Below are 21,002 nucleotides of genomic sequence, written 5' to 3' on the forward strand. Positions count from 1 at the left end.
GTGGGTCGGCAGCAGCCGCCTGCCCTCACCACGGTGACGGCCGGCGACGGCGGGCGCGCCGCCTCGGGGCGCCGCCGCCGGGGCTGGCCGCTGGTGCTGCTCGCCCTCGCGCTCCTGGCCGCCCTGACGGTGGCCGCCACCGCGCTCCGCAGCAACGGGACGCTCGCGGCCTGGGAGGCGACCGCGGTGGAGACCTCCGACGCGGCCGAACTGCGGTTGGGCTACTTCGGCAACCTCACCCACGGCCCCGCCCTCGTCGGTCTGGAGAACGACTACTTCGCGGAGGAGCTGGGGGACACGGCGCTGTCCGCGCAGGTCTTCAACAGCGGTCCCACGGCGGTGGAGGCCATGAACGCCGGCTCGGTCGACGCCGCGTTCGTGGGCCCCAACCCGGCGATCAACTCCTTCGTCCGCTCCCAGGGCCGTTCGCTCGCCGTGGTCGCGGGCGCCGCCTCGGGCGGGGCGCAGTTCGTGGTGCGTCCCGCGGTCGCGGGCCCGGAGGACCTGGCCGGGCGCACCGTCGCCAGCCCCGAGTTCGGAGGGACCCAGGACGTGGCGCTGCGCACCTGGCTCACCGAGCAGGGCTACGAGGTGGACGGCGACGGCGAGCGCTCCGTGGCGATCACGCCCATGGCCAACGGCCAGACCATCTCGATGCTGCGCCAGGGCCGTGTGGACGGCGCCTGGCTGCCCCAGCCCTGGGCCACCGGCGCCGTCCAGGACGGTGCCCGGGTCCTCGTGGACGAGCGGGACCTCTGGTCGGACGGGCGCTACCCCACGACCGTCCTGGTGGTGCGCAGGGACTACCTGGAACGCCATCCCGAGACCGTCGAGGAGCTCGTGCGCGCTCTGCAGCGGTCCGTGGACTGGCTGCACGAGCACGAGGAGGAGCCGGAGCTGCTGGCCGCCACCTTGAACCGGGGCCTGGAGAGGGCGCAGACCGAGACCCTGCCCCAGGAGACGGTCGCGGGCGCCCTCGAAGCCATCGAGTGGACCACCGACCCCCTCGCGGACACCTACCCGCAGCTGCTCGCCGACGGCGTGGCGGCGGGGACCACGGAGGAGGCCTCGCTGGAGGGCCTCGTGGACACCGCGGTCCTCGACCGGGTCCGCCCGGATCCGGAGGGGGGCGCATGAGCACCGCGACCACCACCGCGATCCGGCTCCAGGGCCTCGGCAAGAGCTTCGCCCCCGAGGACGGTCCGGTCCTGCATGACGTGGACCTCGACGTGGAGCGCGGCCAGTTCGTCGCCCTGCTCGGCGCCTCCGGCTGCGGCAAGTCCACGCTGCTGAACATCGTGGCGGGCCTCGAGGAGCCGACCGAAGGCTCCGTGACGGTCCCCGCGGAGGGCGCGGCCCTGATGTTCCAGGACGCGGCGCTGTTCCCCTGGCTCACGGCGCGGCGCAACGTCGAGCTCGCCCTGGAGCTGCGCGGTGTCCCCGCCGCCCAGCGGCGGGCACGGGCCGGGGAGCTGCTCGAGCTGGTCCGGCTGCCGCACGCGGCGGACAAGCGCCCGCACGAGCTCTCCGGCGGGATGCGCCAGCGCGTGGCCCTCGCCCGGGCCCTGGCCCAGGAGCGGGAGGTCCTGCTCATGGACGAGCCGTTCTCCGCGCTCGACGCCATCACCCGGGACCTGCTGCACGAGGAGCTGCTGCGCGTCTGGCGCACCACCGGCCGGACGATCGTGTTCATCACGCACAACGTCGCCGAGGCCGTGCGGCTGGGCCAGCGGGTGCTGCTCATGTCCTCCCGTCCCGGTCAGGTGGTCCAGGAGTGGGACACCCGGCCGTGGAAGGACCCCGAGTCCTACGGCTTCGAGGGCAACGCCCAGTCGCTCGACGACACCCTCGGCGAGCTGACCCGCACCATCACCGCACGCCTGCGTGAGGAGATCAGCCGCCATGCGAAATGACACCGCCGTCCCCGCCGCGCCGCCGGCAGCGCCGGGGATCCCCGCGCCCCGGGACGCCGAGGCGCCGGCCCCCGGCCTGCCCCCGGTGCCGCACCACGATCAGGGCGGCACCGGCGAGGAGCTCGCCGGCCTCGACGCCCTGCAGACCGAGCGCACGCGCAAGACCTCGGCCGGGGAGGTGTTCCGCACCAAGGTGGCACCGCCCCTGGTCGCCCTGGTGGCCGGGCTGCTGCTGTGGCAGCTGCTCGTCGCCCTCCTCGGTCCCCGCCCGGACGTCATGCCCGGTCCGCTGGACGTCGCGCGGCAGTTCGGCGCGCTGCTCGGCGACGGCACCGTACTGGGCGCCCTGGGCACGAGCCTGTGGCGGGGGATCAGCGGCTTCCTGGTGGCGGTGGCGGTGGCCACGCCCCTGGGGCTGCTCATCGCCCAGTGGCGCGGACTGCGCGACGCCGTGGGCCCGATCATCTCGGGCCTGCAGGTGCTGCCGTCGATCGCCTGGGTGCCCGCCGCGATCATCTGGTTCGGTCTGTCCGACGCGACGGTGTACTTCGTGGTGCTCATGGGTGCCATCCCCTCGATCATCAACGGCATGCTCGCGGGCGTGGACCAGATCCCGCCGCAGCTGCGCCGGGCCGGTCACGTGCTCGGCGCCCGGGGGTGGACGATGGCCAGCAAGGTCGTGCTCCCCGCGGCCCTGCCCGGCTACCTCGCCGGGCTGAAGCAGGGCTGGGCGTTCTCCTGGCGCTCGCTCATGGGCGCGGAGCTCATCGCGATCGGCGGCTCGATCGGCTTCGGCCTCGGCTCCCTGCTGGAGCAGGGCCGGACGGTCTCCAACATGGCGGTGGTGATGGTCGCGGTCCTGTCGATCCTCGTCGTCGGCATCCTCGTGGAGCTGCTGTTCTTCAACCCCGTGGAGCGGCGCCTGCTGCGCGGACGGGGGTTGCTCGGCCACCGGCCGTGAGCCTTCTCACCCAGGAGATCCTGGGACGACTTCACTAAACTTGGACCCGGTCTACGATGCGCGCGGTACACACCGTGCGCGCAATCGAAAGGAACCCACGTGGCTGACACCACCACCCGCCCCCTGCGCGTCGCCGTCATCGGCGCCGGCCCGGCCGGCATCTACGCCGCGGACATGCTCACCAAGTCCGAGCCCGTGAAGAACGGGGAGCTCGAGGTCAGCATCGACCTGTTCGACCGCTACCCGACCCCGTTCGGCCTCATCCGCTACGGCGTGGCCCCCGACCACCCCCGCATCAAGGGCATCATCACCGCGCTGCGCGCCATCCTGGGCCGCGGCGACATCCGCTTCTTCGGCAACGTGGAGTTCGGCCGGGACCTCACCCTCGCGGACTTCGGCGCCCACTACGACGCCGTGATCTTCGCCACCGGGGCCGTCTACGACGCCCCGCTGAACATCCCCGGCAACGACCTCAAGGGCGTGCACGGGGCCGCCGAGTTCGTGGCCTGGTACGACGGCCACCCGGACTTCCCGCGCACCTGGCCGCTCGAGGCCCGCGAGGTCGCGGTCATCGGCAACGGTAACGTGGCCCTCGACGTGGCCCGCGTGCTGTCCAAGCACGCCGACGACATGCTCGTCACCGAGATCCCCGGCAACGTCTACCAGGGGCTCAAGGCGTCCCCGGTGACGGACGTGCACATCTTCGGCCGCCGAGGCCCCGCCCAGGTGAAGTTCACGCCCCTCGAGCTGCGCGAGCTCGCCAAGTCGCGGGACGTCGACATCGTCGTCTACGACGAGGACTTCCAGTACGACGAGGGCTCCGAGCAGGCCATCGCCGAGAACAACCAGGTCAAGGTCATGGTCAAGACGCTCGAGAAGTGGCGGGCCGACGACTCCCCGCAGACCGCCTCCCGGCGGCTGCACCTGCACTTCCTGCAGAGCCCCCGCGAGGTGCTCGGGGAGGACGGCCGGGTCACGGGTCTGCGCATGGAGCGCACGCGTCTCAACGGCGACGGCTCCGTGTCCGGGACCGGCGAGCACGTCGACTACTCCGTGCAGGCCGTCTACCACGCGGTGGGCTACCTGGGCTCCCGGCTGCCCGAGCTGCCGTTCGACGACGGCCGCGGCGTGATCCCCAACGTGGAGGGCCGCGTCCTGGCCGAGGACGGCACCGTGCTGCACGGTCTCTACGCGACCGGGTGGATCAAGCGCGGTCCGGTCGGGCTGATCGGCGCCACCAAGTCCGACGCCCTCGAGACGGTCACCCACCTCCTGGAGGACCGCCCCGTGCTGCCGGGCGCCACCCGTCCCGACCCCGAGTCCGTCAACGACGTGCTCGAGGCCCGCGGCGTCGAGTACACCACCTGGGAGGGCTGGCTGGCCCTCGACGAGTACGAGCAGGGCCTCGGCCAGTCCTCCCACGACGCCGAGGGCAACCCGCGCGAGCGCGTCAAGGTGGTCGAGCGCGAGGAGATGGTCAGCGTCTCCCGCGAAGGCGTGACGGAGCCGGTCTCCTCACCCGTCTGATCCGCCGCTCCGTGCCGAGCCGCGAGGGGCCGCGTCCTGCCGGACGCGGCCCCTCGCGCTGTCGGAGCGTGCGCCGCGGCCGGGCCTACAGGCCCAGCAGTCCGCGGACATGGTCGTTGAGGAACACCCCGTCCGGGTCCGCCGCCGCGCGGGCGTCGAGGAAGTCCTGGAACCGCGGGTACACCGAGTGCAGGTGCTCCGCGTCCTGAGTGTGCACCGTGCCCCAGTGCGGGCGGCCGCCGTGGGCCACGAAGATCTCCTCGGCCGCGGCGAAGACCTTCGGGTCGTACCGGCGCCAGTACTGCCGCAGCGCGATCCAGCCCGTCTCCCGGCCGTGGGCGGGGGAGAGCCAGGCGTCCTCCGCTGCGGAGCAGCGCACGTCCACCGGGAGCGAGAACGAGTAGTCGCGGCGCTCGATGAGCGCCTGCAGCTCCCGGAAGGCGACGACGAGCTCCTCGACCGGCAGCGCGTACTCGGAGGAGACGAACCGGGTCCGGCGCGGCACGGTGAACACCCGGAAGGAGAGGTCGCTGTACTGCCGCGGGCTGTTCGTGAGGGCGTCGAGGCGGTTGAGCCCCGGCGTGGAGCGCGGCAGGACGGTGGCCAGTTGGTTCAGCCCCGCGGTGAGGGTGTTGCGCAGCACGGCGTCGTCGAGCCGGCGGACGGTGCGCGCCACGGGGGACCCGGGCCGCGTGTAGGAGTCCGGGAGCTTGTGCAGGCGCGTCAGGATCCGGGTCTGGGCGGTGGCGGTGCCCGGCGTCCAGTAGAACTCGAAGTGGTCGGCCCCGGCCATCCGGCTGCCCAGGGTGTCCACGAGCTGGCCGAGCGGCTCCTTGAGCTCCGCCGCGTGCAGCCGGAACGTCGGCTCGCACTCGAGAGTGACGCTCGCGATGACCCCCACGGCTCCCAGGCCCACGCGCGCGGCCTGGAACAGCTCGGGGCGCTGCTCGGCGGAGCACTCCACCAGCTCGCCGCCGGCCGTGACCAGGCTCAGGGCGACCACCTGCTGGGACAGGGAGCCGAAGGCCAGGCCGGTCCCGTGGGTGCCGGTCGAGACGGCGCCGGCGACCGTCTGCCAGTCGCTGTCCGGGAGGTTGGTCACGGCCAGCCCGTGGGCGTCCAGCTCCTGGTTCAGATCGCGGATCGTGGTGCCCGCCAGGACCGTGACCCGCAGGTTCTGCTCGTCGACGGCCGGCACCCCGCGGAGCCCGGAGAGGTCGAGCATGACGTCGGGGGCGAGGGGCAGCGCCGAGAAGCTGCAGCCGGAGCCCACCGCGCGCACGCCCAGACCGCGGCGCACGGCGGTGACGACCCCGTCCGCGAGTTCCGGCACCGAGGTGGGGCGCAGCACGTGCCGGGGGGTCACGGAGTGCGTCCTGGCCCACGTGACCCACTCTCTCGTCCCGGTCTCGCCGGGCAGGGCCTCGGGCAGCGAGATCTCGCTCATCGGCGGGACCGTCCTTCCTCGCAGCAAGTGCACAGTGCGCCCTCATCCTCTCATCCCGGGGGCGCTCCGGCGCTCCGCGGGACCCCGCCCCGCCGCCCCGCCGCGCGTACCATCGGAGACGAGCCCGCGGCGGCACCGGAGCGCCGCGGACCGAGGACGCGCACAGGAGGCAGCACCATGACCGACCACCCGTCCCCGGACCGGGAGCGCGAGGAGCCGCCCGAGACCACGCTGGGCGGGGAGGCGGTGCGCCACCGCATCCCCTCGGGCGGCGGGCAGGGCCGGTCCCTCGACGCCACCGGCGAGATCGTCGTGGGCATCGACGGGTCCGAGCAGAGCCTCGGGGCCCTGCGGTGGGCGGCCCGGGAGGCCCGCCGCCGCGGCCGCCCGGTGCGGCTGGTCACCGCGTACAGCCTGCCCGTGTTCTCGGGCTCGGGGTTCGACACCGGCTACGCCACCGTGGACGAGGCCGCCCTCACCCAGGGCGTCGAGGAGCTGCTGAACCACGCCGCGGACCAGGTCCGCGACGTCGGGGTGGAGCTGCGGGCGACCGTCGAGACGGGAGACCCCTCCGGCGCCCTGCTCGAGCTGAGCCGCACGGCGGAGCTGCTGGTCCTCGGCTCCCGCGGCCGGGGCGGCCTGCTGGGCCGGCTCCTCGGCACGGTCTCCACGGCGGTGCCGGCGCACTCCAAGTGCCCCACGGGCGTGGTGCCCCTGCCCTGGGCGCAGGAGCACCTGGGCGCGGCGGAGCTCACGAGCGCCCGGACCCTCGTGGACCGCGTGGTCGTCGGCTCGGACGGCTCCACCCAGGCCCGAGCCGCCATGCTCTACGCCGCGGAGGAGGCGCGCCTGCTCGGCGTCCCCCTGACGGTGCTGTGCGCGCTCCCGCCCGTGAGCGGGGCGCTCGCCTGGATGCCGACGGCGGTGGACTTCGAGGCGATGTACGACGACGTCGCGCGGGCGCTGAACGGCGGCGTCGCCTGGCTCGAGAGCTGGTTCCCGGACCTGGAGATCGGCTCCGAGCTCGCGGACGGGGCGCCGGTGCAGGTGCTGGTCGAGCAGACCCGGCGCAACGGCCTGGTGGTGATGGGCACGCGCGGCCGGGGCGGGTTCGCCGGGATGCTCCTGGGCTCCACGTCGCAGGGTGTCCTGCACAACGCCGCCGGGCCCGTGCTGATCGTCCCGGACCGTTACGACGAGCGGATCGAGACCCGCAAGAACTTCGACTCCGACGACATCCGTCCCTGGGACGCCTGAGCGGGCCGGCTCAGCCCCAGCCCAGTTCGTGCAGGCGCTCGTCGTCGATGCCGAAGTGGTGGGCGACCTCGTGGATGACGGTGACCGTGATCTCCTCCACGAGCTCCTCGCGTGCCGCGCACATGCGCTGCAGCGGTCCCCGGTAGACGAAGATCCGGTCCGGCAGGGAGCCGGCGCCCCACCCTCCGTCCCGGGCGGTGAGGGGCACGCCCTCGTAGAGGCCGAGCAGCTCGGGGGAGTGCGCCGGCGGCTCCTCCTCCACCAGGATCACCACGTTGTCCATCGCCCGGAAGAGCGCGTCCGGGATCAGGTCGATGGCGTCGTCGACGGCGCCGTCGAACTCCTCGCGGGTCATCTCGATCACCCTCCCATTCCTACCGCACGAGCCCGGGCGGCGGCTGGGTCCCGAAGGGGTGGGGCGGGAATTGTGCGGACTCCGCGCGAACCCCTAAGCTGTACTCGGTTTCTCCCGTGTCACGGTCCTCGGTCGCCGAGGTCGTGGCCGTCGATGCGGGTGTTCTGGCCCCCATCGTCTAGTGGCCTAGGACACCGCCCTTTCACGGCGGCGACACGGGTTCGAATCCCGTTGGGGGTACGCGATCGGAGGGTCTCCCGCCGATTTGCACAACCGCCGAGGAATGCTGGTAGTATCAGTCCTCGTTGGAAACAGCAAGGCCCTGTAGCGCAGTTGGTTAGCGTGCCGCCCTGTCACGGCGGAGGTCGCGGGTTCAAGTCCCGTCAGGGTCGCTCGGACGGCGTTCATCGACAAGATGCGGCGCCGTCGCGGCATATCCGCTGCGGATGTGCCGGGGCTCTGTAGCTCAGTTGGTAGAGCGTACGACTGAAAATCGTAAGGTCACCGGATCGACGCCGGTCGGAGCCACCGCGGAAACCGCCGGTCCCCTCGTGGGGGCCGGCGGTTTCGTCGTTCCCGGGCCGTGCTGCCCGCTGCCAGCGGACACCGAGGTTCGCTCCCTACCCTGGAGCCGTGATCCGCCATCCCCGTCGACCGAGCCCCCGCGGGGCAGCAACGGCCGCGCTGTCCGTCCTGTGCCTGCTGGTGGGCACGGGCTGCGGCGCAGGCGAGCCGCCGTCCGGGCTCGTCCTCGAGCCGACGACGGGCTCGCCCTCCCCGGTGCCGTCGGGATCCTCCTCGGAGCCGGAGACCTGCTTCGAGGTGGCCAGCGCCTACACCGCCCTGACCCTCGTGCCGCTGTCCGGCGACGAACCGGACCCCCACTTCCGCCCGCAGGGGGCGGCCGCCTCCGTGCGGGACCTCGTGCCCCGGCTGCCCGCCGAGCTGCGCCCCGCGTTCGGCGACGCCGTGGCCGCCCTGGACGCCGCGGGCCCGTCCGTGCAGCCCGCCGAGCTGGCCGAGCTGCAGCGGACGCTGGCCCCGGTCGGCGACTGGTTGCGCCGGACGTGCGCGGAACCCACCCCCGCGAAATGATCAGCATCCTGCCTACACTGGGGGCAGGCCGCCCGGCCCGGGGGCCACGACGGAGGGAACCGACATGACCGAGCACGGACGTGAGCAGGAACCGGGGCGGGGACCGGTCGACGACCAGCGCGAGGACGGCGTGGTCATCGAGCCGGGGGCCGAGCTCGACCGCGACCTGGAGCAGCAGGGGCTGGACCCCGACCGGACCCGCGACGGGCAGGAACGGCCGTGACCGGGTCCGCCCGCCGGAGCCTGCTCGGACGGGCGGCGGCGACCGGCGCCGCGGCGGGCGTCGCCGGCGCCGGGCTGATGGTGCTGGGGGAGAAGGCCGAGCAGGCGCTCACCCACCGCCCGGACTCCTACGTCCCCGCACGCGCCCTCCTCACCCTGCTGGGACGGCACCCCGGCGACCGCGAGCAGCCCGCGGGCTGGAACTCCGCCATGCACTACGGCACGGGCGCCGCCCTCGGCGCCCTGCGCGGGGTGTGGGCCGTCACCGGCATCCGGGGCGCGCACGCCAACGCCTGGCACACGGTGGTCCGGCTGGCCTTCGACCAGACCGTGGAGAACGCGACCGGCGTCGGGGCCCCGCCGGCGTCCTGGCCGGCGGGCGAGCAGGCCGTCGACGTCCTGCACAAGGCGGTGTACTCCGTGGCCACGGGCGTGCTCGCCGACCGGCTGCTCGCGCCGGTGCTCGCGTCGACCCGGGGGCGCACCAGCCACTGACCTGCCGGCCGGGCCCGGCCCGCGGAGGCCCTTACCCCAGGCGCCACCACGCGGCCCGCTCGGGCCGCAGCGCACCGTCCTGCACGGCGTCCTCACGGCTGAGCACAAGCGGCTCTCCCACGGGCAGGGGCGCCGGCGCGCCGCCCAGGTTCGCCGCCACGAGCACCCGCACCCCGTCGGCGGTGGTGTTCACGAACGAGAGCAGGCCCGTCGCGGCGTCGTGGCTCGCGTGCCACGCGAAGGTGCCGCGGCCGAGACCGAGCTCCCGGCGCACCCGGAGCGCCGTGCGGTACATCGTGTGCGTGGAGCCGGGGACCCCCACCTGCCGGTCCGCCGCGAGCTCCGCGAAGATCTCGGGCTGCGGCAGCCACGGGTCGGCCCCGAAGCCGTGGCCCGGCTCGCCCGCGGCCCAGGGCAGCGGGACACGGCAGCCGTCGCGGCCGATCTCCTCGCCGCCGGTGCGGGCGAACGCCGGGTCCTGGCGCAGCTCGGCGGGCAGGCGCGTGTGGTCGGGCAGGCCCAGCTCGTCCCCCTGGTACAGGTAGGCGGAACCGGGCAGGGCGAGCTCCACCAGGGCGGCGGCGCGGCCGCGGGCGAGTCCCTGCTCGTGGTCCGGCTGCTCGCCGTCCGCGTCGATCCCCTTGGGATAGGCGATGGGGTCGGTGAGGCCGAAGCGGGAGACGTGCCGGACGGTGTCGTGGTTGGACAGCACCCAGGTGGTGGGCGCGCCGACTCCCGCCGCCTCCCTGAGGGAGTTCTCGATGGCCCGGGACAACCGGCCCCAGTCCCACCCGGCCACCAGGAAGTCGAAGTTGAACGCCTGGTGCATCTCGTCGGAGCGGACGTACATCGCCAGCCGGTGCGCCGGTTCGACCCACGCCTCGGCCACCATCATCCGGTCGCCCTCGTACTCGGCGAGCACCCGGTGCCAGTCGCGGTAGACCTCGTGCACGCCGTCCTGGTCGAAGTAGGGGCTTCCCGTGCTCAGCGGGGTCTCCGGGACGTCGTGCTCCGGGGCGTCGTGCTCCCGCGCGTCGTGCTCGCCCTCGACCATGTGCACCTGGTGGTCCCAGTCCGGCAGCCCCTCGGCCTTGACGAGGCCGTGGGCCACGTCCACGCGGAAGCCGTCCGCGCCCCGGTCCAGCCAGAACCGCAGGACGGAGCGGAACTCCTCCCACACCTCCGGGTTCTCCCAGTTGAGGTCCGGCTGGGTGCTGTCGAACAGGTGCAGGTACCACTGCCCGTCCGGCAGGCGGGTCCAGGCCTCGCCGCCGAACACGGAGCGCCAGTTGTTGGGCGGCAGCTCGCCGTGCTCGCCGCGGCCGTCCCGGAACATGTACCGCTCCCGCTCAGGGCTCCCGGGCCCAGCGGCGACGGCCGCCCGGAACCACTCGTGCTCGCTGGAGGTGTGGTTGGGCACGAGGTCCACGATCAGCCGCATGCCCAGCTCCGCCATGCGGGCGCGCATCCGGTCGAAGTCCGCCAGGGTGCCGAAGCGGGGGTCGACGGCGCGGTAGTCGGAGACGTCGTAGCCGGCGTCGTGCTGGGGGGAGAGGTAGAACGGGGACAGCCACAGGGCGTCCACGCCGAGGTCCGAGAGGTAGTCGAGGCGGCCGAGGATGCCGGGCAGGTCACCCAGGCCGTCACCGTTGGAGTCGTTGAAGGAGCGGGGGTAGATCTGGTAGATCACCGCGGAGCGCCACCACTGGCCGTCCTCGGTCATCGGGGGCCGGCTGACCTGCTGCGTCATGTGCTGCTCCTCGGGTTCTTCCACGGGTACGTCCTCGGGCTGTCCGGTGCGGGGGCGCCCCCGACCTAGTCGGTTCCCGGGCGCGGTGTCACGGCCGCCTGCACGGCGGACGTCCGGGCCGCGCCCGGCTGCTCCACCGCGGTCGCCGGGGCGGACGGCGCCTCCGCAGACGGTGCCCGGCCGGTCGGTGCCCGGCCGGGCGTTCCCGGCCGGGGCTCGACGACGTTGGCGGGGGCGAGGGCCAGGACGACGAGCGCGGCGGCGATGACGGCCAGGCCGGCCCACCCGGCGCCCGCCAGCCGTTCGCCGACGACGACGACGGCCAGGACCGCCGCGACGGCCGGTTCGGTCAGGGTGAGCGTGGTCGCCGTGCTCGGGCGCACCCGGGCGAGGCCGATGCCGAACAGGAAGTACCCGAGGAACATCGGCACCAGCGCCATGTACGCGGCCACGGCGAACGACTGCCCCGAGGCCAGCAGGGGCGCCCCCGTGAGGGCGAGGACGGGGAGCAGGAGGGTCCCGCCGGCGCCGAACACCGCGCCCATCGAGGCCGCGCGCCCCACTCCGTGGCCCATCAGCCGGTGGACCACCCACGAGTACAGCGCGTAGGTCGCCCCGGCCACCAGCCCGAGCCCGATGCCGGCGGCGGTGTCCGCGGCCGAGGCCCCGGACCCGCCGGCCCGGGACAGGCACAGCAGGGCGCTGCCGAGGACGCCGAGCAGCGCCGCGACCATCCACCACCGGCTCAGGGGGCGGCGCTCGAGGCAGCGTTCCAGGACGCCCGAGGCCAGCGGCGCGGAGGCCAGGGAGACGACCGTGCCGATCGCGACGCCGCCCAGGTGCATCGAGCTGTAGAACGCCAGCGGATAGACGGCCACGGCCACGGCCCCGACCGCCACCAGTCCGGTGTGCGGGCGCAGCGCCCGCCGCGAGCGGCGCAGCGCGGGCAGGGCGATCGCCGCCTGCAGCAGCCCGCCCACCCCCAGGGCGGCGGCCCCGATCGCCAGCGGCCCGGCGCCCGGGGCGAAGGTGGCCGCGGTCCCGGTCGTGCCCCACAGCACCGAGGTGAGCAGGATCGCCGCGGCGCCGAGGCCGGCGTGGTGCCCGGTGCGGCTCACGGCGCGGCCGGGACGTCGGCCGCCCCCGTGCGGGCGCTGCGCCGCGCAGCATCCAGCACCGCGGCGACGGCCACGGCGTCCCAGGGGTCCACCGGGACCTCACCGTCGCCGAGCAGCCACCGGGTCACGGCCCGGTAGAAGCCGGCGGGCTCGCCGGGGGCGGTGGGCACGGGGGTGGTCCCGGTGCCGTGGACGAGCAGGCCCGCCATGCCCTCCCCGGGATCCAGAGCGTCGAAGGGGCCGGGGCTGTCGGCGTGCCCGGGAACCAGGAAGGCGCCGGCCGAGCCGAGCACCCGGGTCCGCGGACCCGGCGCTCCCACGAGGCTCCCGGCCCACAGGTGGCTGATCGTGCCCGCGGCGTGGTCCAGGGCCAGGAAGACGTCGTCCTCGGTGGGCGTCGTGAGGGCGCGCAGCTCGGCCCGCACCGCCGCCACCGGCCCGAACAGCTGGATCGCCGCGTCCACCAGGTGCGGACCGAGGTCGAGCAGCAGCCCGCCGCCCTGGCCGACCGCGTTCTCCCGCCACCGGTCCTTGGGCACCGGGCGCCACCGCTCCCAGCGGCGCTCGAACCGGTGCACGTCCCCGAGGTGCCCCTCGGCGAGCACACGGGCCAGGGTCAGCTGCTCGCGGTCCCAGCGCCGGTTGTGGAAGACCGTCAGCGGTGTCCCGGTCGCCTCGGCGCGACGGACCACGGCCACCGCGCCCTCGTGGTCCATGGCCAGCGGCTTGTCGACCACCACGGGGATCCCGGCCTCCAAGCCCGCCAGCGCGTGCTCCACGTGCAGTCCGGTGGGGGAGGCCACGACCAGCACGTCGGGCCGTGAGCGCTCCAGCAGGCCGGGCAGGTCCCGGTGCACCTGCACCCCCGGCCAGTCGGAGCCCGCGCGGGCGGCCCGCTCCGGGTGGCCGGTGACGACGTCGGTGACCCGGCCGCCGGCCTGCCGCAGCAGGTCCGCGTGGAAGTCCCTCCCGGCCATGCCGTAGCCGACCAGTCCGGCGGTGAGCTCTCGTCCTGCAGCCTGTTCGGTCATGCCGTCACGATAGCCGGTCGGCGTCCCGCCCTCCGTGCCGCTACGGTTCGTCGGTGCCCGCGATCTCGTCGTCGACGAAGCGGGGCGCGGCCGCGACGCCGCCGGCGACGACGAGGAGCACCGCGGTGGCCATCAGCAGCAGCAGGGGCGCGGTCCAGCTGCCGGTGGCCTCGTGCAGGGCGCCGACGGCGAAGGGCCCGGCCGCCGCCAGCAGGTACCCCACGGGCTGGGTGAACCCGGACAGCTGCGCGGTGACCCGGGGGTCCCGGGAGCGGGCCGTGAGCAGGGCCAGGGCGGTGGGGAACGCGAAGCCGCCCGCGCCCAGCAGCAGCGCCCAGGCCCAGGGCACGGCGGCGGGCGCCAGGAGCAGCCCGAGGTAGCCGGCGACCATGCAGGCGCCCAGGCCCACGATCCACCGCCGCAGGTGCGGCGAGCCGGCCACGAGGACGGGCATCAGCAGTCCTCCCGGGATGCCCATGGCGGCGATGAGGGCGGCCATCAGTCCCGCCTCGGCCTGGCCCAGGCCGCCGTCGCGGTAGATCTGGGCCACCCAGCCGAACTGGACGTAGGCGTGCATCGACTGGATGCCGAAGTAGACGCACAGCGCCACGGCGGTGCGGGAGCGCAGGATCGAGGATCGGCGGCCGGCGCGCAGGGCACGGCCCGGAGCCGTGGCGGGCAAGCGTCGGTCGCGGACGGTGACGAGGATCCACGGGACCACGGCGGCCAGGGCCACGAGGCCCCACAGGCCCAGAGCGGCCCGCCACCCCTCGGGCCCGCGCGCGGCCAACGGCCCCGCCGCCAGCAGGGCCAGGGTGGCGCCCACGGCCAGGCCGGTCGTGTAGAGGGAGTTCAGCGTCGCCGTGCGCCGGCCTCCGTGGCGCTTGATGAAGGCCGGCACCAGGATGTTGCCGACCGCCATGCCCGCGAGGCCCAGCACGGTCAGGGCCAGGAACACCGCTGCCGACGCGGTGACCGACCGGGCCAGCAGCCCGACGGCGACCACGACGAGACCGGCGGTGACGGCACCGCTGATGCCGGTCCGGCGCGACAGCGGAGCCGCGCACGCCCCTGCCGCGGCGAAGGTGAGCCCGGGCAGGGCGGTCAGCACCCCGGCCATCGTGGGGCCCAGCCCCAGACCCTGCTGCACCTCCGCGAGCACCGGCCCCACGGAGGTGGCCCCGGGGCGGAGGTCGACCGCCACGACCACCACCGCGAGCACGACGAGCCATCCCGGCACGCGGGGCGGGGCCGGGCAGGGGTCAGGAGGTGGGGCGGACTGGCGCACCGGCCCGTTCTACCACGGGTCGCGACCGGTCCCGGGACGCCAGGACCGGGACGGACCCTCCGGGGCTGTGTCGCGCAGCGTCAGGGCGGCGTCGACCAGGGCGGCGTGGGTGAGGGCCTGGGGGAAGTTGCCCAGGTGCTCCCCGGTGGCAGGGTCCATCTCCTCCCCGTAGAGGCCCAGGACGGTGGAGCGTTCGAGCAGCTCCTCGAACAGGTCCACGGCCTCGGGGCGGCGACCGGTGCTCGCCAGGGCCTGGACGAGCCAGAAGGAGCACGGCAGGAAGGCTCCTTCCCCGCCCGGCAGCCCGTCGCGGCCCGGAGGATAGCGGTGGAGCAGAGGGCCGCCGGCGGACAGCTCGGTCCGGATGGCGTCCACGGTGGCGCGTGCCCGCGTCGACCCGGGGGGTTCGAACCCGAGCACGGGCAGGACCAGCAGCGCGGCGTCGAGATCGGCGGAACCGTAGGCGCGGGTGTAGCAGCCCCGGTCCGGGGCGAAGCCGCTGGTGCGGATCTGCTCGGCCAGGTCACGGCGGGCCGCCGACCAGCGGCGGCGTCGCGGCTCGCCCAGCCGGTGGGTCCTCCCCAGGCGCAGGGCCCGGTCCAGGGCCAGCCAGCCCATGAGCTTGGAGTGGACGTGGTGGGCGGCGTCGTCGCGGATCTCCCAGATCCCGGCGTCGGGTTCGTGCCAGCGGAGGGCGACGGTGTCGGCGAAGGCGCGCATCGCCCGCCAGGTCTCGGAGTTCAGCCGGTGCCCGGCTCGCTCGTACGTCCAGGCGGCGTCCAGGACCCACCCGTAGCCGTCGAGCTGGTGCTGGCCGGCCGCGGCGTTGCCGGTGCGCACCGGGGTGCTGCCGGCGTAGCCCGGCCATGCGGTGAGTGTCCGTTCCACGGGGACCCGGCACCCTGTCAGGGTGAGCAGTGCCGGCAGGCGGGGCCGGTCCAGGCGGCTGGCGTGCAGCAGCCAGCCGAGGAACCGTTCGGCCTCGAGCGGCTTGCCGGATCGCAGGAAAGTGCGCACCCCGATGCTGGCGTCACGGGGCCAGGTGTAGCGGTAGTCCCAGTTGCGGATCCCCCCGGGCTGCTCGGGGAGCGAGGTGGTGGGGGCCGCCACCGGGGCCCCGGAGGGTGAATAGGTCAGCAGCCGCAGGGTGAGCAGGCTGCGCACCACGGCGTGCCGGTACGGCAGGTCCTCGTGGATCTCATCGGCCCAGCGCTCCCAGCGGGCTTCATCGGCGGCCACCAGGTCCCAGGAGCCGGCGGGGTCGATGCGCACCAGGGGTTCGCCGTAGGCGGCGGCCAGCACCAGGATGACCGGGCGCCCCGGCTCCACGGTGATCATGGCCGGGCGTGCCGGGATGATCTCCAGGGGCGGATCACTGTCCAGGGCCAGGGCCAGGCGGCCGAAGTCGCAGACCAGCCCCGGTCCGCGGCGGGTGCGGGGACGGCGGTGGTGCTCGCCCAGGCGGGGATCGAAATCGATCACCGCGGTGACCGGGGCGTCCCGGGCGGAGAGCCGCCGCACCAGGAGTGTGGCCGGCAGCAGCTGCCCGGTGACCTCGGCGACCATGGCCTCGGTGAGCACCAGGCGGCCGGATCCCGTGGCCCAGGTCGTTTCGAGGGTGGCGGTGTTTCCCCGATAGCGCCGGGCCGGGGGTCCGGCGGGCAGCGCGGGGCCCATCCGGAAGCGTCCGGCAGCGGGTCCGCCGATCAGGGAGGCGAACACCGGGGTGCCGTCGAAGCCGGGCAGGCAGCACCAGTCGATCGTCCCGTCACCGGCCACGAGCACGGCCGTGCGGGTGCCGCCGAGCAAGCCGTGGTCCCCGATGGGCGGCGCCGTCGGGGTGGGACCGTCCATCCTCATCCCTCCGACCCGCGAGGCACCGGGCGGCCGCTCACCGGGGCTCCAGCAGCACGCCCAGCATGGTCCCGTAGAGCAGATGGGCGGTCATGGTCACGGCAGGCGTCTGGAACCCGTAGTTGAGCCCCAGCAGCCCCGGGGGCTCCAGCCCCGCCCGGCTGGCCGGACCGGCGCGGTGAGAAGCCATCCGGGGGTGCACCCCGGGCAGCAGCGGCAGGATCAGGCCCAGTGCCACCGCGCCGTGGAGCAGACCCAGCAGCGCCCCCAGCCACCAGGTGGCCCGGTCCAGCAGAGCGAACGTGCCCGCGTAGCCCAAGGCGAAGCCCTGACCGGCGAGCAGGTGCAGGAACCCCCCAGCGACCCGGGCCCGGTCGGGGTCGGAGGTCACGAGAGTGCCCAGCACCAGGGGCAGGTCCAGCCGGGTGAAGCCGGCCATCTGCGCGGCGATCAGCACGAGGGTCAGTGCGCTGGTGGCCAGCAGGCCGAACAGTGCCCACCCGGACCAGTCCATCGCCCCACCCGTCCTTCCGCTCGGATCGGTTCGGCGCCCCACCCGTGCGGGTGCTTCCACGGTGCCGCCACGAGCCCCATCCTCCCGTGGAACGAGAGCCGCTGCCAGGCCCGTCGCGGGCCGGTCCCTCCCGCGACGCGAGCGGCCGTCCGCCTCTGCCGGCAGGTGGACGGGCAACGACCCGGGCCCCGGGCGCATCGTGCGCCGGGGGCCCGGGTCGTGTCCGGGGTCAGTGATCTGCGGGGCTCAGCCCTCGCAGTCCGTGCAGTACTTCACCGCGCCGGACTGGCGGGCGAGCTGGGAGCGGTGCCGGACCAGGAAGCAGGCCCCGCAGGTGAACTCGTCGCTCTGCTCGGGGATGACGGCCACGGTGAGCTCTTCGTGGGAGAGGTCCGCCCCGGGCAGGTCGATGCCCTCGGCGGTGTCGAAGTCCTCGGCGTCGATGACCGAGGTCTGGGCGGTGGCGCTGCGCTGGACCTGGATCGCCTCCAGGGACTCGTTGGCCGGCTCGTCCTCGGGCCGGGTGCGCGGAGCGTCGTAATCGGTGGCCATGATGTGGTGCGTCCTCCTGGAACGGGGCGGTGCTGTGCAGAGGGTGCCCTGCACGGAAGGACCAGAGTGTACCCCTACGACGGGGGAGGCTGTCGACTCGCGCCGGCGACCGGTGGTTCCACGGTGTCGCGACGGGTGTTCCCGGGGCCTTCGGCGCCGGGGCTCAGCTGGCGCTCTCCAGGTGCGCGAGCCGCAGCCAGCGGTGCATGAGCCGGCGGAACGCCACGGCGGCGCCGTGGGCGTCCTGCGTGGCCAGCAGCTCCACGGCGTCCGAGAAGTCCTGCGGGCTCTCGTCCGGCTGGAACGGGTCCGCGAGCGAACCGTAGTGCAGGACCACGAGGGAGTTGGCGGAGAACGCCCCGAGCCACCGGCCCAGGTGCGTGAGGTCCTCGGCGAGGTCCTCCAGGTCCTCCCCGCCCGCGTCCTCCACCACCTGCGCGGCGCGCACCACCCGCCGGGTGGCGAGGTCCACCGGCACCGCGCACCGGTGCACGCGGTTGCCGTGGTGGAAGCTCTCGGTGTGGTCCTGGGCGGTGAAGAGCGAGAACCACGCCATGGGCACGGTGAACGCCGACTGGCGCGCGTGCACGGGCACGAAGTGCTCCCGGCTCACGCGCTCTCCGGCGGCCCGGACGGCGTCCTCGGGGATGAGCAGGTTGGGCAGGGGCTGGCCGCCCTCCTCCTCGGCGAGCGCCACGAGCCGCAGCGAGCGGCGCAGCCGCTGCGGGGGGTGGTAGACGGGGAAGTCGCCGACCCCCGCCGCGAGCATGTCCCGGCCCCGGGGCGCCGCGGAGAACGGCAGGGTCCACAACGGCTCCACGGCCGGGGGCAGGGGGTCCTGGCCCGGCTCGGCCAGGCGGGCGAGCTGCTCGGTCAGCTCGTTCACCCCGGCCTCCTCGGGGGAGAGCGCCCGGGGCACCAGCGGGGCGTACACGGCGTCGAGCTCCTCGGCGGGCACGTACACCCGCAGGGCGAACTGGTGGGGGATCCCGGTGGCCGAGCGGAACGTCCGGCCGACCTGCAGCAGCTGAGCCACGGCCGCTCAGGCGATCTCGACGATCACGGGGGCGTGGTCCGAGGCGCCCTTGCCCTTGCGCTCCTCGCGGTCGATCGACGCGTCCGTGACACGGTCGGCCAGGGCGGGGGAGTAGAGCTGGAAGTCGATGCGCATGCCTTCCTTCTTCGGGAAGCGCAGCCCCTTGTAGTCCCAGTACGTGTAGACGCCCGGGCCGGGGTGCCGGGGACGGACCACGTCCTGGTAGCGGGCCTCCTCGAGGAAGGCCCGGAAGGCGGCCCGCTCCGGCTCGCTGACGTGGGTCAGCCCGTTGTCGAGGAAGAACTGCAGGTCCCACACGTCCTCGTCCTGCGGAGCCACGTTCCAGTCGCCCACCAGGGCGACCTGCGCCTGCGGGTCCTCGTCGACCCACTGCTTGGCGTGGTCCTTGAGCACGCGCAGCCATTCCAGCTTGTAGGGCATGTGCGGGTCCTCCAGGCCACGGCCGTTGGGGACGTAGAGGGACCAGACGCGCACGCCGTCGCACGTGGCCCCGATCGCCCGGGCCTCCTGCACGGGCTCCTCGCCGGGCTTGCCGAAGGCGGGCTGGCCCGGGAAGGTCCGCTCGACGTCCTCGAGACCCACCCGGGAGGCGATCGCCACGCCGTTCCACTGGCTGAGGCCGAAGTGGGCGACGTCGTAGCCCATGAACTCGAAGAGCTCCCAGGGGAAGTTGTCGTCCTTCGCCTTGGTCTCCTGCATGGCGAGGACGTCCACGTCCGAGCGCTGCAGCCACGCCTCCACGCGGTCGGCGCGGGCGCGGACGGAGTTCACGTTCCAGGTGGCGATCCTCATGGGCCCCACGTTACCGGCTGGCCCGGACGGGAATTCACCGGGGCCTCCTGCGCGGCGCCGCCCCCAGCGCCATGGCGGACCGACGGGGTGGTGGGGCGCAACGGCTCCGGCACGACCACCCTGCTGTCCATCATCGGGTCCGTGGTGGCGACGCTGGCCGTGCTCGTGCGGGTCACCGCGACGGCACCGGGATCCGGTGCGGCCGACGGCGCGGGCGCCGCGGGGCTGCCGGAGGGGCTCGTGCTGCTGCCGGCCCCGGCGGCGCCGGTGCTGCTCGCGCTGCTGGGCCGGGGCCCGTACCACCGGATCTCCGTCCGCTGACCCGTCCCGCGTCGCGGGCGCCGCGCCGCGGGACCAGGGGCTTCCTCGCCGCCCTTCCGCCGGGTGATTGCAGGTGCTAACTTCCTGCTGGCCCGTGCCCCCGGCGGCGCCGCCCCCAGCAGGGAGAGACCCCATGAACCTCGCACGGACCGCGCTCGTCGTGTCCACCACCTTCGCCCTCCTCCTCGGCGCCGTCCCGGCGGCGCTGGCCGCGCCGACTCCGCCGGCCGATCCGCCCGGGCTGTCGGAGTCCCCGGAGCCGTCCGGCACCGCCGGCGCGCCCGCCCTCAGCCTGCACGGGGGTTCCGGCAGCGACGCCGCCCCGGCGCCCGCCCCGGCGGCCACGGAGGGCCCGGCCGCCGGCGGCCTGGCCGGGGCGGCCTCGGCCGGCGCCCACCCGACCACGGTCGAGGACATCACCGAGGCCTTCAAGGTCGTCAACGACCACCGGAGGCAGGCGAAGCGCGCCCCGCTGGTCTACAACACCGCGCTGTCCCGCAACGCGCAGCAGTGGGCGGAGACCATGGCCGGGGCCCGGAAGGAGTCGCGCAACCCGGACCCCTGGGCGGGTGCCCCCGCCGGCGGCGTCCGGATGGACCAGTACTACGGCAAGGGCGTCTTCACCGGCGCCTTCGAGGGCGTCGAAGCGGTCGAGGCGCTCGCGCACTACCTGCTGGACTTCTTCCCGCGCAACGGGACCGACCAGTTCGCCAGGGACCTGACCCACCTCGGGATCGGTGTCAGCCACGTCGCCACCTCGGGCTCGCGCGGCCCCGGGTGGGAGACCTACCTGACGATCTACTACTACGCCTATCCCGCCGGGCAGGCCGTGCCCGGGTCGTTCGCGAGCCCGGCGCAGGGGTTCGTGCCTCCGGTGGCCGCGCCGACCTACGCCGTCCGGGGGGCGATCGGCACCAAGTACCAGCGCCTGGGCGGGTCCTCCGTGCTCGGTGAGCCCACCATGAACGAGCGCGGCGGTCTCGTGGACGGCGGCGTCTACCAGCAGTTCCGGAAGGGCACCCGCACCACCACCATCTACTGGGCCCCCGGCTACGGGGCGATGGCCGTGAAGAACTACGGATCCATCGGCGGCCGGTGGGTCGCGGCCGGCCGCGAGCACAACTTCGGCCTGCCGGTCACGGACGAGCGCCCGGTCCCCGGTGGCGCCTACCAGGTCTTCCGCCGCGACGGGCGCTCCACCATGGTCATGTGGAGCCCCGGCACGGGCTCCCGGGCGATCAAGCAGTACGGCGCCATCGGGCGGGCCTGGAAGGCCGCCGGCTCCGAGCGCGGCTGGGGCTTCCCCACCACCGACGAGTACCGCTCCGGCGCCGAGGTGCGCCAGCGCTTCTCGAAGGGCTACACCGCCCACTACGCCGCCGGGCGGACCTGGGCCACCCGCTGAGGGGTCCCGACGAGGACGGAGCCGGGCACCCCGGTCGGGGTGCGCGGC

General features: G+C 74.5%; 21 protein-coding genes and 3 tRNA genes. 13 read left to right on the top strand and 11 right to left on the bottom strand.

The window, feature by feature from the left end:
- The 4 genes from ABD220_RS14995 (at position 1) to ABD220_RS15010 (ending at position 4,401) form a co-directional block, all read left to right on the top strand.
- Positions 1-1,137 (top strand): ABC transporter substrate-binding protein, encoded by a 1,137-nt coding sequence (locus tag ABD220_RS14995; protein WP_344123885.1) that lies wholly within the window; start codon positions 1-3, stop codon positions 1,135-1,137.
- Positions 1,134-1,913 carry an ABC transporter ATP-binding protein gene (locus tag ABD220_RS15000; RefSeq protein WP_344123887.1) on the top strand — a complete coding sequence of 260 codons (780 nt, stop codon included), beginning with the start codon at positions 1,134-1,136 and terminating at the stop codon, positions 1,911-1,913. The genes ABD220_RS14995 and ABD220_RS15000 overlap by 4 nt, the downstream gene beginning before the upstream one ends.
- On the top strand, positions 1,903-2,874 hold the full coding sequence (locus tag ABD220_RS15005) for an ABC transporter permease (RefSeq protein ID WP_344123889.1): 972 nt from the start codon (positions 1,903-1,905) through the stop codon (positions 2,872-2,874). The genes ABD220_RS15000 and ABD220_RS15005 overlap by 11 nt, the downstream gene beginning before the upstream one ends.
- 99 nt (positions 2,875-2,973) lie before the next feature.
- Positions 2,974-4,401: an FAD-dependent oxidoreductase gene (locus ABD220_RS15010; protein WP_344123891.1), complete on the top strand. Its 1,428-nt coding sequence runs from the start codon at positions 2,974-2,976 to the stop codon at positions 4,399-4,401.
- 85 nt (positions 4,402-4,486) lie between these two features.
- Here ABD220_RS15010 and ABD220_RS15015 read toward each other — a convergent pair whose 3' ends face one another.
- A complete protein-coding gene (locus ABD220_RS15015; RefSeq protein ID WP_344123893.1) occupies positions 4,487-5,848 on the bottom strand; it encodes a D-arabinono-1,4-lactone oxidase in 1,362 nt (453 codons plus the stop codon).
- 177 nt (positions 5,849-6,025) lie between these two features.
- On the opposite strand from ABD220_RS15015, the gene ABD220_RS15020 reads away from it, so the two are divergent.
- Complete coding sequence (locus ABD220_RS15020; protein ID WP_344123895.1) at positions 6,026-7,105, top strand: universal stress protein; 1,080 nt, start codon at positions 6,026-6,028, stop codon at positions 7,103-7,105.
- Between the two features lie 10 nt (positions 7,106-7,115).
- On the opposite strand, the gene ABD220_RS15025 is transcribed toward ABD220_RS15020, so the two are convergent.
- On the bottom strand, positions 7,116-7,460 hold the full coding sequence (locus tag ABD220_RS15025; protein ID WP_425552586.1) for a metallopeptidase family protein: 345 nt from the start codon (positions 7,458-7,460) through the stop codon (positions 7,116-7,118).
- 167 nt (positions 7,461-7,627) lie between these two features.
- On the opposite strand from ABD220_RS15025, the gene ABD220_RS15030 reads away from it, so the two are divergent.
- The 6 genes from ABD220_RS15030 (at position 7,628) to ABD220_RS15055 (ending at position 9,272) form a co-directional block, all read left to right on the top strand.
- Positions 7,628-7,700 (top strand) — tRNA-Glu (locus tag ABD220_RS15030).
- A gap of 78 nt (positions 7,701-7,778) precedes the next feature.
- Positions 7,779-7,852: transfer RNA gene (locus tag ABD220_RS15035), tRNA-Asp, on the top strand.
- A 63-nt stretch (positions 7,853-7,915) separates the two neighbouring features.
- A tRNA-Phe gene (locus ABD220_RS15040) sits at positions 7,916-7,988 on the top strand.
- 105 nt (positions 7,989-8,093) lie between these two features.
- Positions 8,094-8,555, top strand: a complete 462-nt coding sequence (locus ABD220_RS15045) for a hypothetical protein (RefSeq protein WP_344123900.1) — start codon at positions 8,094-8,096, stop codon at positions 8,553-8,555.
- Positions 8,556-8,619: 64 nt separating this feature from the next.
- The gene (locus ABD220_RS15050; protein ID WP_344123902.1) at positions 8,620-8,778 is read left to right on the top strand and encodes a hypothetical protein; all 159 of its coding nucleotides are present in this window, start codon (positions 8,620-8,622) and stop codon (positions 8,776-8,778) included.
- Positions 8,775-9,272, top strand: a complete 498-nt coding sequence (locus tag ABD220_RS15055) for a hypothetical protein (protein WP_344123904.1) — start codon at positions 8,775-8,777, stop codon at positions 9,270-9,272. The genes ABD220_RS15050 and ABD220_RS15055 overlap by 4 nt, the downstream gene beginning before the upstream one ends.
- A 31-nt stretch (positions 9,273-9,303) precedes the next feature.
- Here the strand turns inward: ABD220_RS15055 and ABD220_RS15060 are convergent, their stop codons facing one another.
- The 9 genes from ABD220_RS15060 to ABD220_RS15100 form a co-directional block, all read right to left on the bottom strand.
- A complete protein-coding gene (locus ABD220_RS15060) occupies positions 9,304-11,022 on the bottom strand; it encodes a glycoside hydrolase family 13 protein (protein ID WP_344123906.1) in 1,719 nt (572 codons plus the stop codon).
- A 65-nt stretch (positions 11,023-11,087) separates the two neighbouring features.
- The gene (locus ABD220_RS15065) at positions 11,088-12,140 is read right to left on the bottom strand and encodes a DMT family transporter (RefSeq protein WP_344123908.1); all 1,053 of its coding nucleotides are present in this window, start codon (positions 12,138-12,140) and stop codon (positions 11,088-11,090) included.
- A complete protein-coding gene (locus ABD220_RS15070; RefSeq protein WP_344123910.1) occupies positions 12,137-13,171 on the bottom strand; it encodes a Gfo/Idh/MocA family oxidoreductase in 1,035 nt (344 codons plus the stop codon). The genes ABD220_RS15065 and ABD220_RS15070 overlap by 4 nt, the downstream gene beginning before the upstream one ends.
- Before the next feature lie 40 nt (positions 13,172-13,211).
- A complete protein-coding gene (locus ABD220_RS15075; RefSeq protein WP_344123912.1) occupies positions 13,212-14,459 on the bottom strand; it encodes an MFS transporter in 1,248 nt (415 codons plus the stop codon).
- Between the two features lie 9 nt (positions 14,460-14,468).
- Positions 14,469-16,313 (bottom strand): glycoside hydrolase family 15 protein, encoded by a 1,845-nt coding sequence (locus ABD220_RS15080; RefSeq protein ID WP_344123914.1) that lies wholly within the window; start codon positions 16,311-16,313, stop codon positions 14,469-14,471.
- Positions 16,314-16,350: 37 nt separating this feature from the next.
- Complete coding sequence (locus ABD220_RS15085) at positions 16,351-16,827, bottom strand: hypothetical protein (RefSeq protein ID WP_344123915.1); 477 nt, start codon at positions 16,825-16,827, stop codon at positions 16,351-16,353.
- 246 nt (positions 16,828-17,073) lie between these two features.
- Positions 17,074-17,379 carry a DUF4193 domain-containing protein gene (locus ABD220_RS15090; RefSeq protein ID WP_344123917.1) on the bottom strand — a complete coding sequence of 102 codons (306 nt, stop codon included), beginning with the start codon at positions 17,377-17,379 and terminating at the stop codon, positions 17,074-17,076.
- Between the two features lie 163 nt (positions 17,380-17,542).
- Positions 17,543-18,415, bottom strand: a complete 873-nt coding sequence (locus ABD220_RS15095; RefSeq protein WP_344123919.1) for a DUF8083 family protein — start codon at positions 18,413-18,415, stop codon at positions 17,543-17,545.
- A 6-nt stretch (positions 18,416-18,421) separates the two neighbouring features.
- Positions 18,422-19,228 (bottom strand): exodeoxyribonuclease III, encoded by an 807-nt coding sequence (locus ABD220_RS15100; protein WP_344123922.1) that lies wholly within the window; start codon positions 19,226-19,228, stop codon positions 18,422-18,424.
- 87 nt (positions 19,229-19,315) lie between these two features.
- On the opposite strand from ABD220_RS15100, the gene ABD220_RS15105 reads away from it, so the two are divergent.
- Together ABD220_RS15105 and ABD220_RS15110 are read left to right on the top strand one after the other, a co-directional pair.
- Entirely contained in the window at positions 19,316-19,549 is a 234-nt protein-coding gene (locus tag ABD220_RS15105; RefSeq protein ID WP_344123924.1) for a hypothetical protein, read from the top strand.
- Positions 19,550-19,682: 133 nt separating this feature from the next.
- Positions 19,683-20,954 (top strand): CAP domain-containing protein, encoded by a 1,272-nt coding sequence (locus ABD220_RS15110; protein ID WP_344123926.1) that lies wholly within the window; start codon positions 19,683-19,685, stop codon positions 20,952-20,954.
- The last annotated feature ends 48 nt before the right edge of the window (positions 20,955-21,002 follow it).

Origin of the sequence: Kocuria aegyptia, assembly GCF_039530085.1 — a bacterium.
Taxonomy (GTDB): Bacteria; Actinomycetota; Actinomycetes; order Actinomycetales; family Micrococcaceae; genus Kocuria; species Kocuria aegyptia.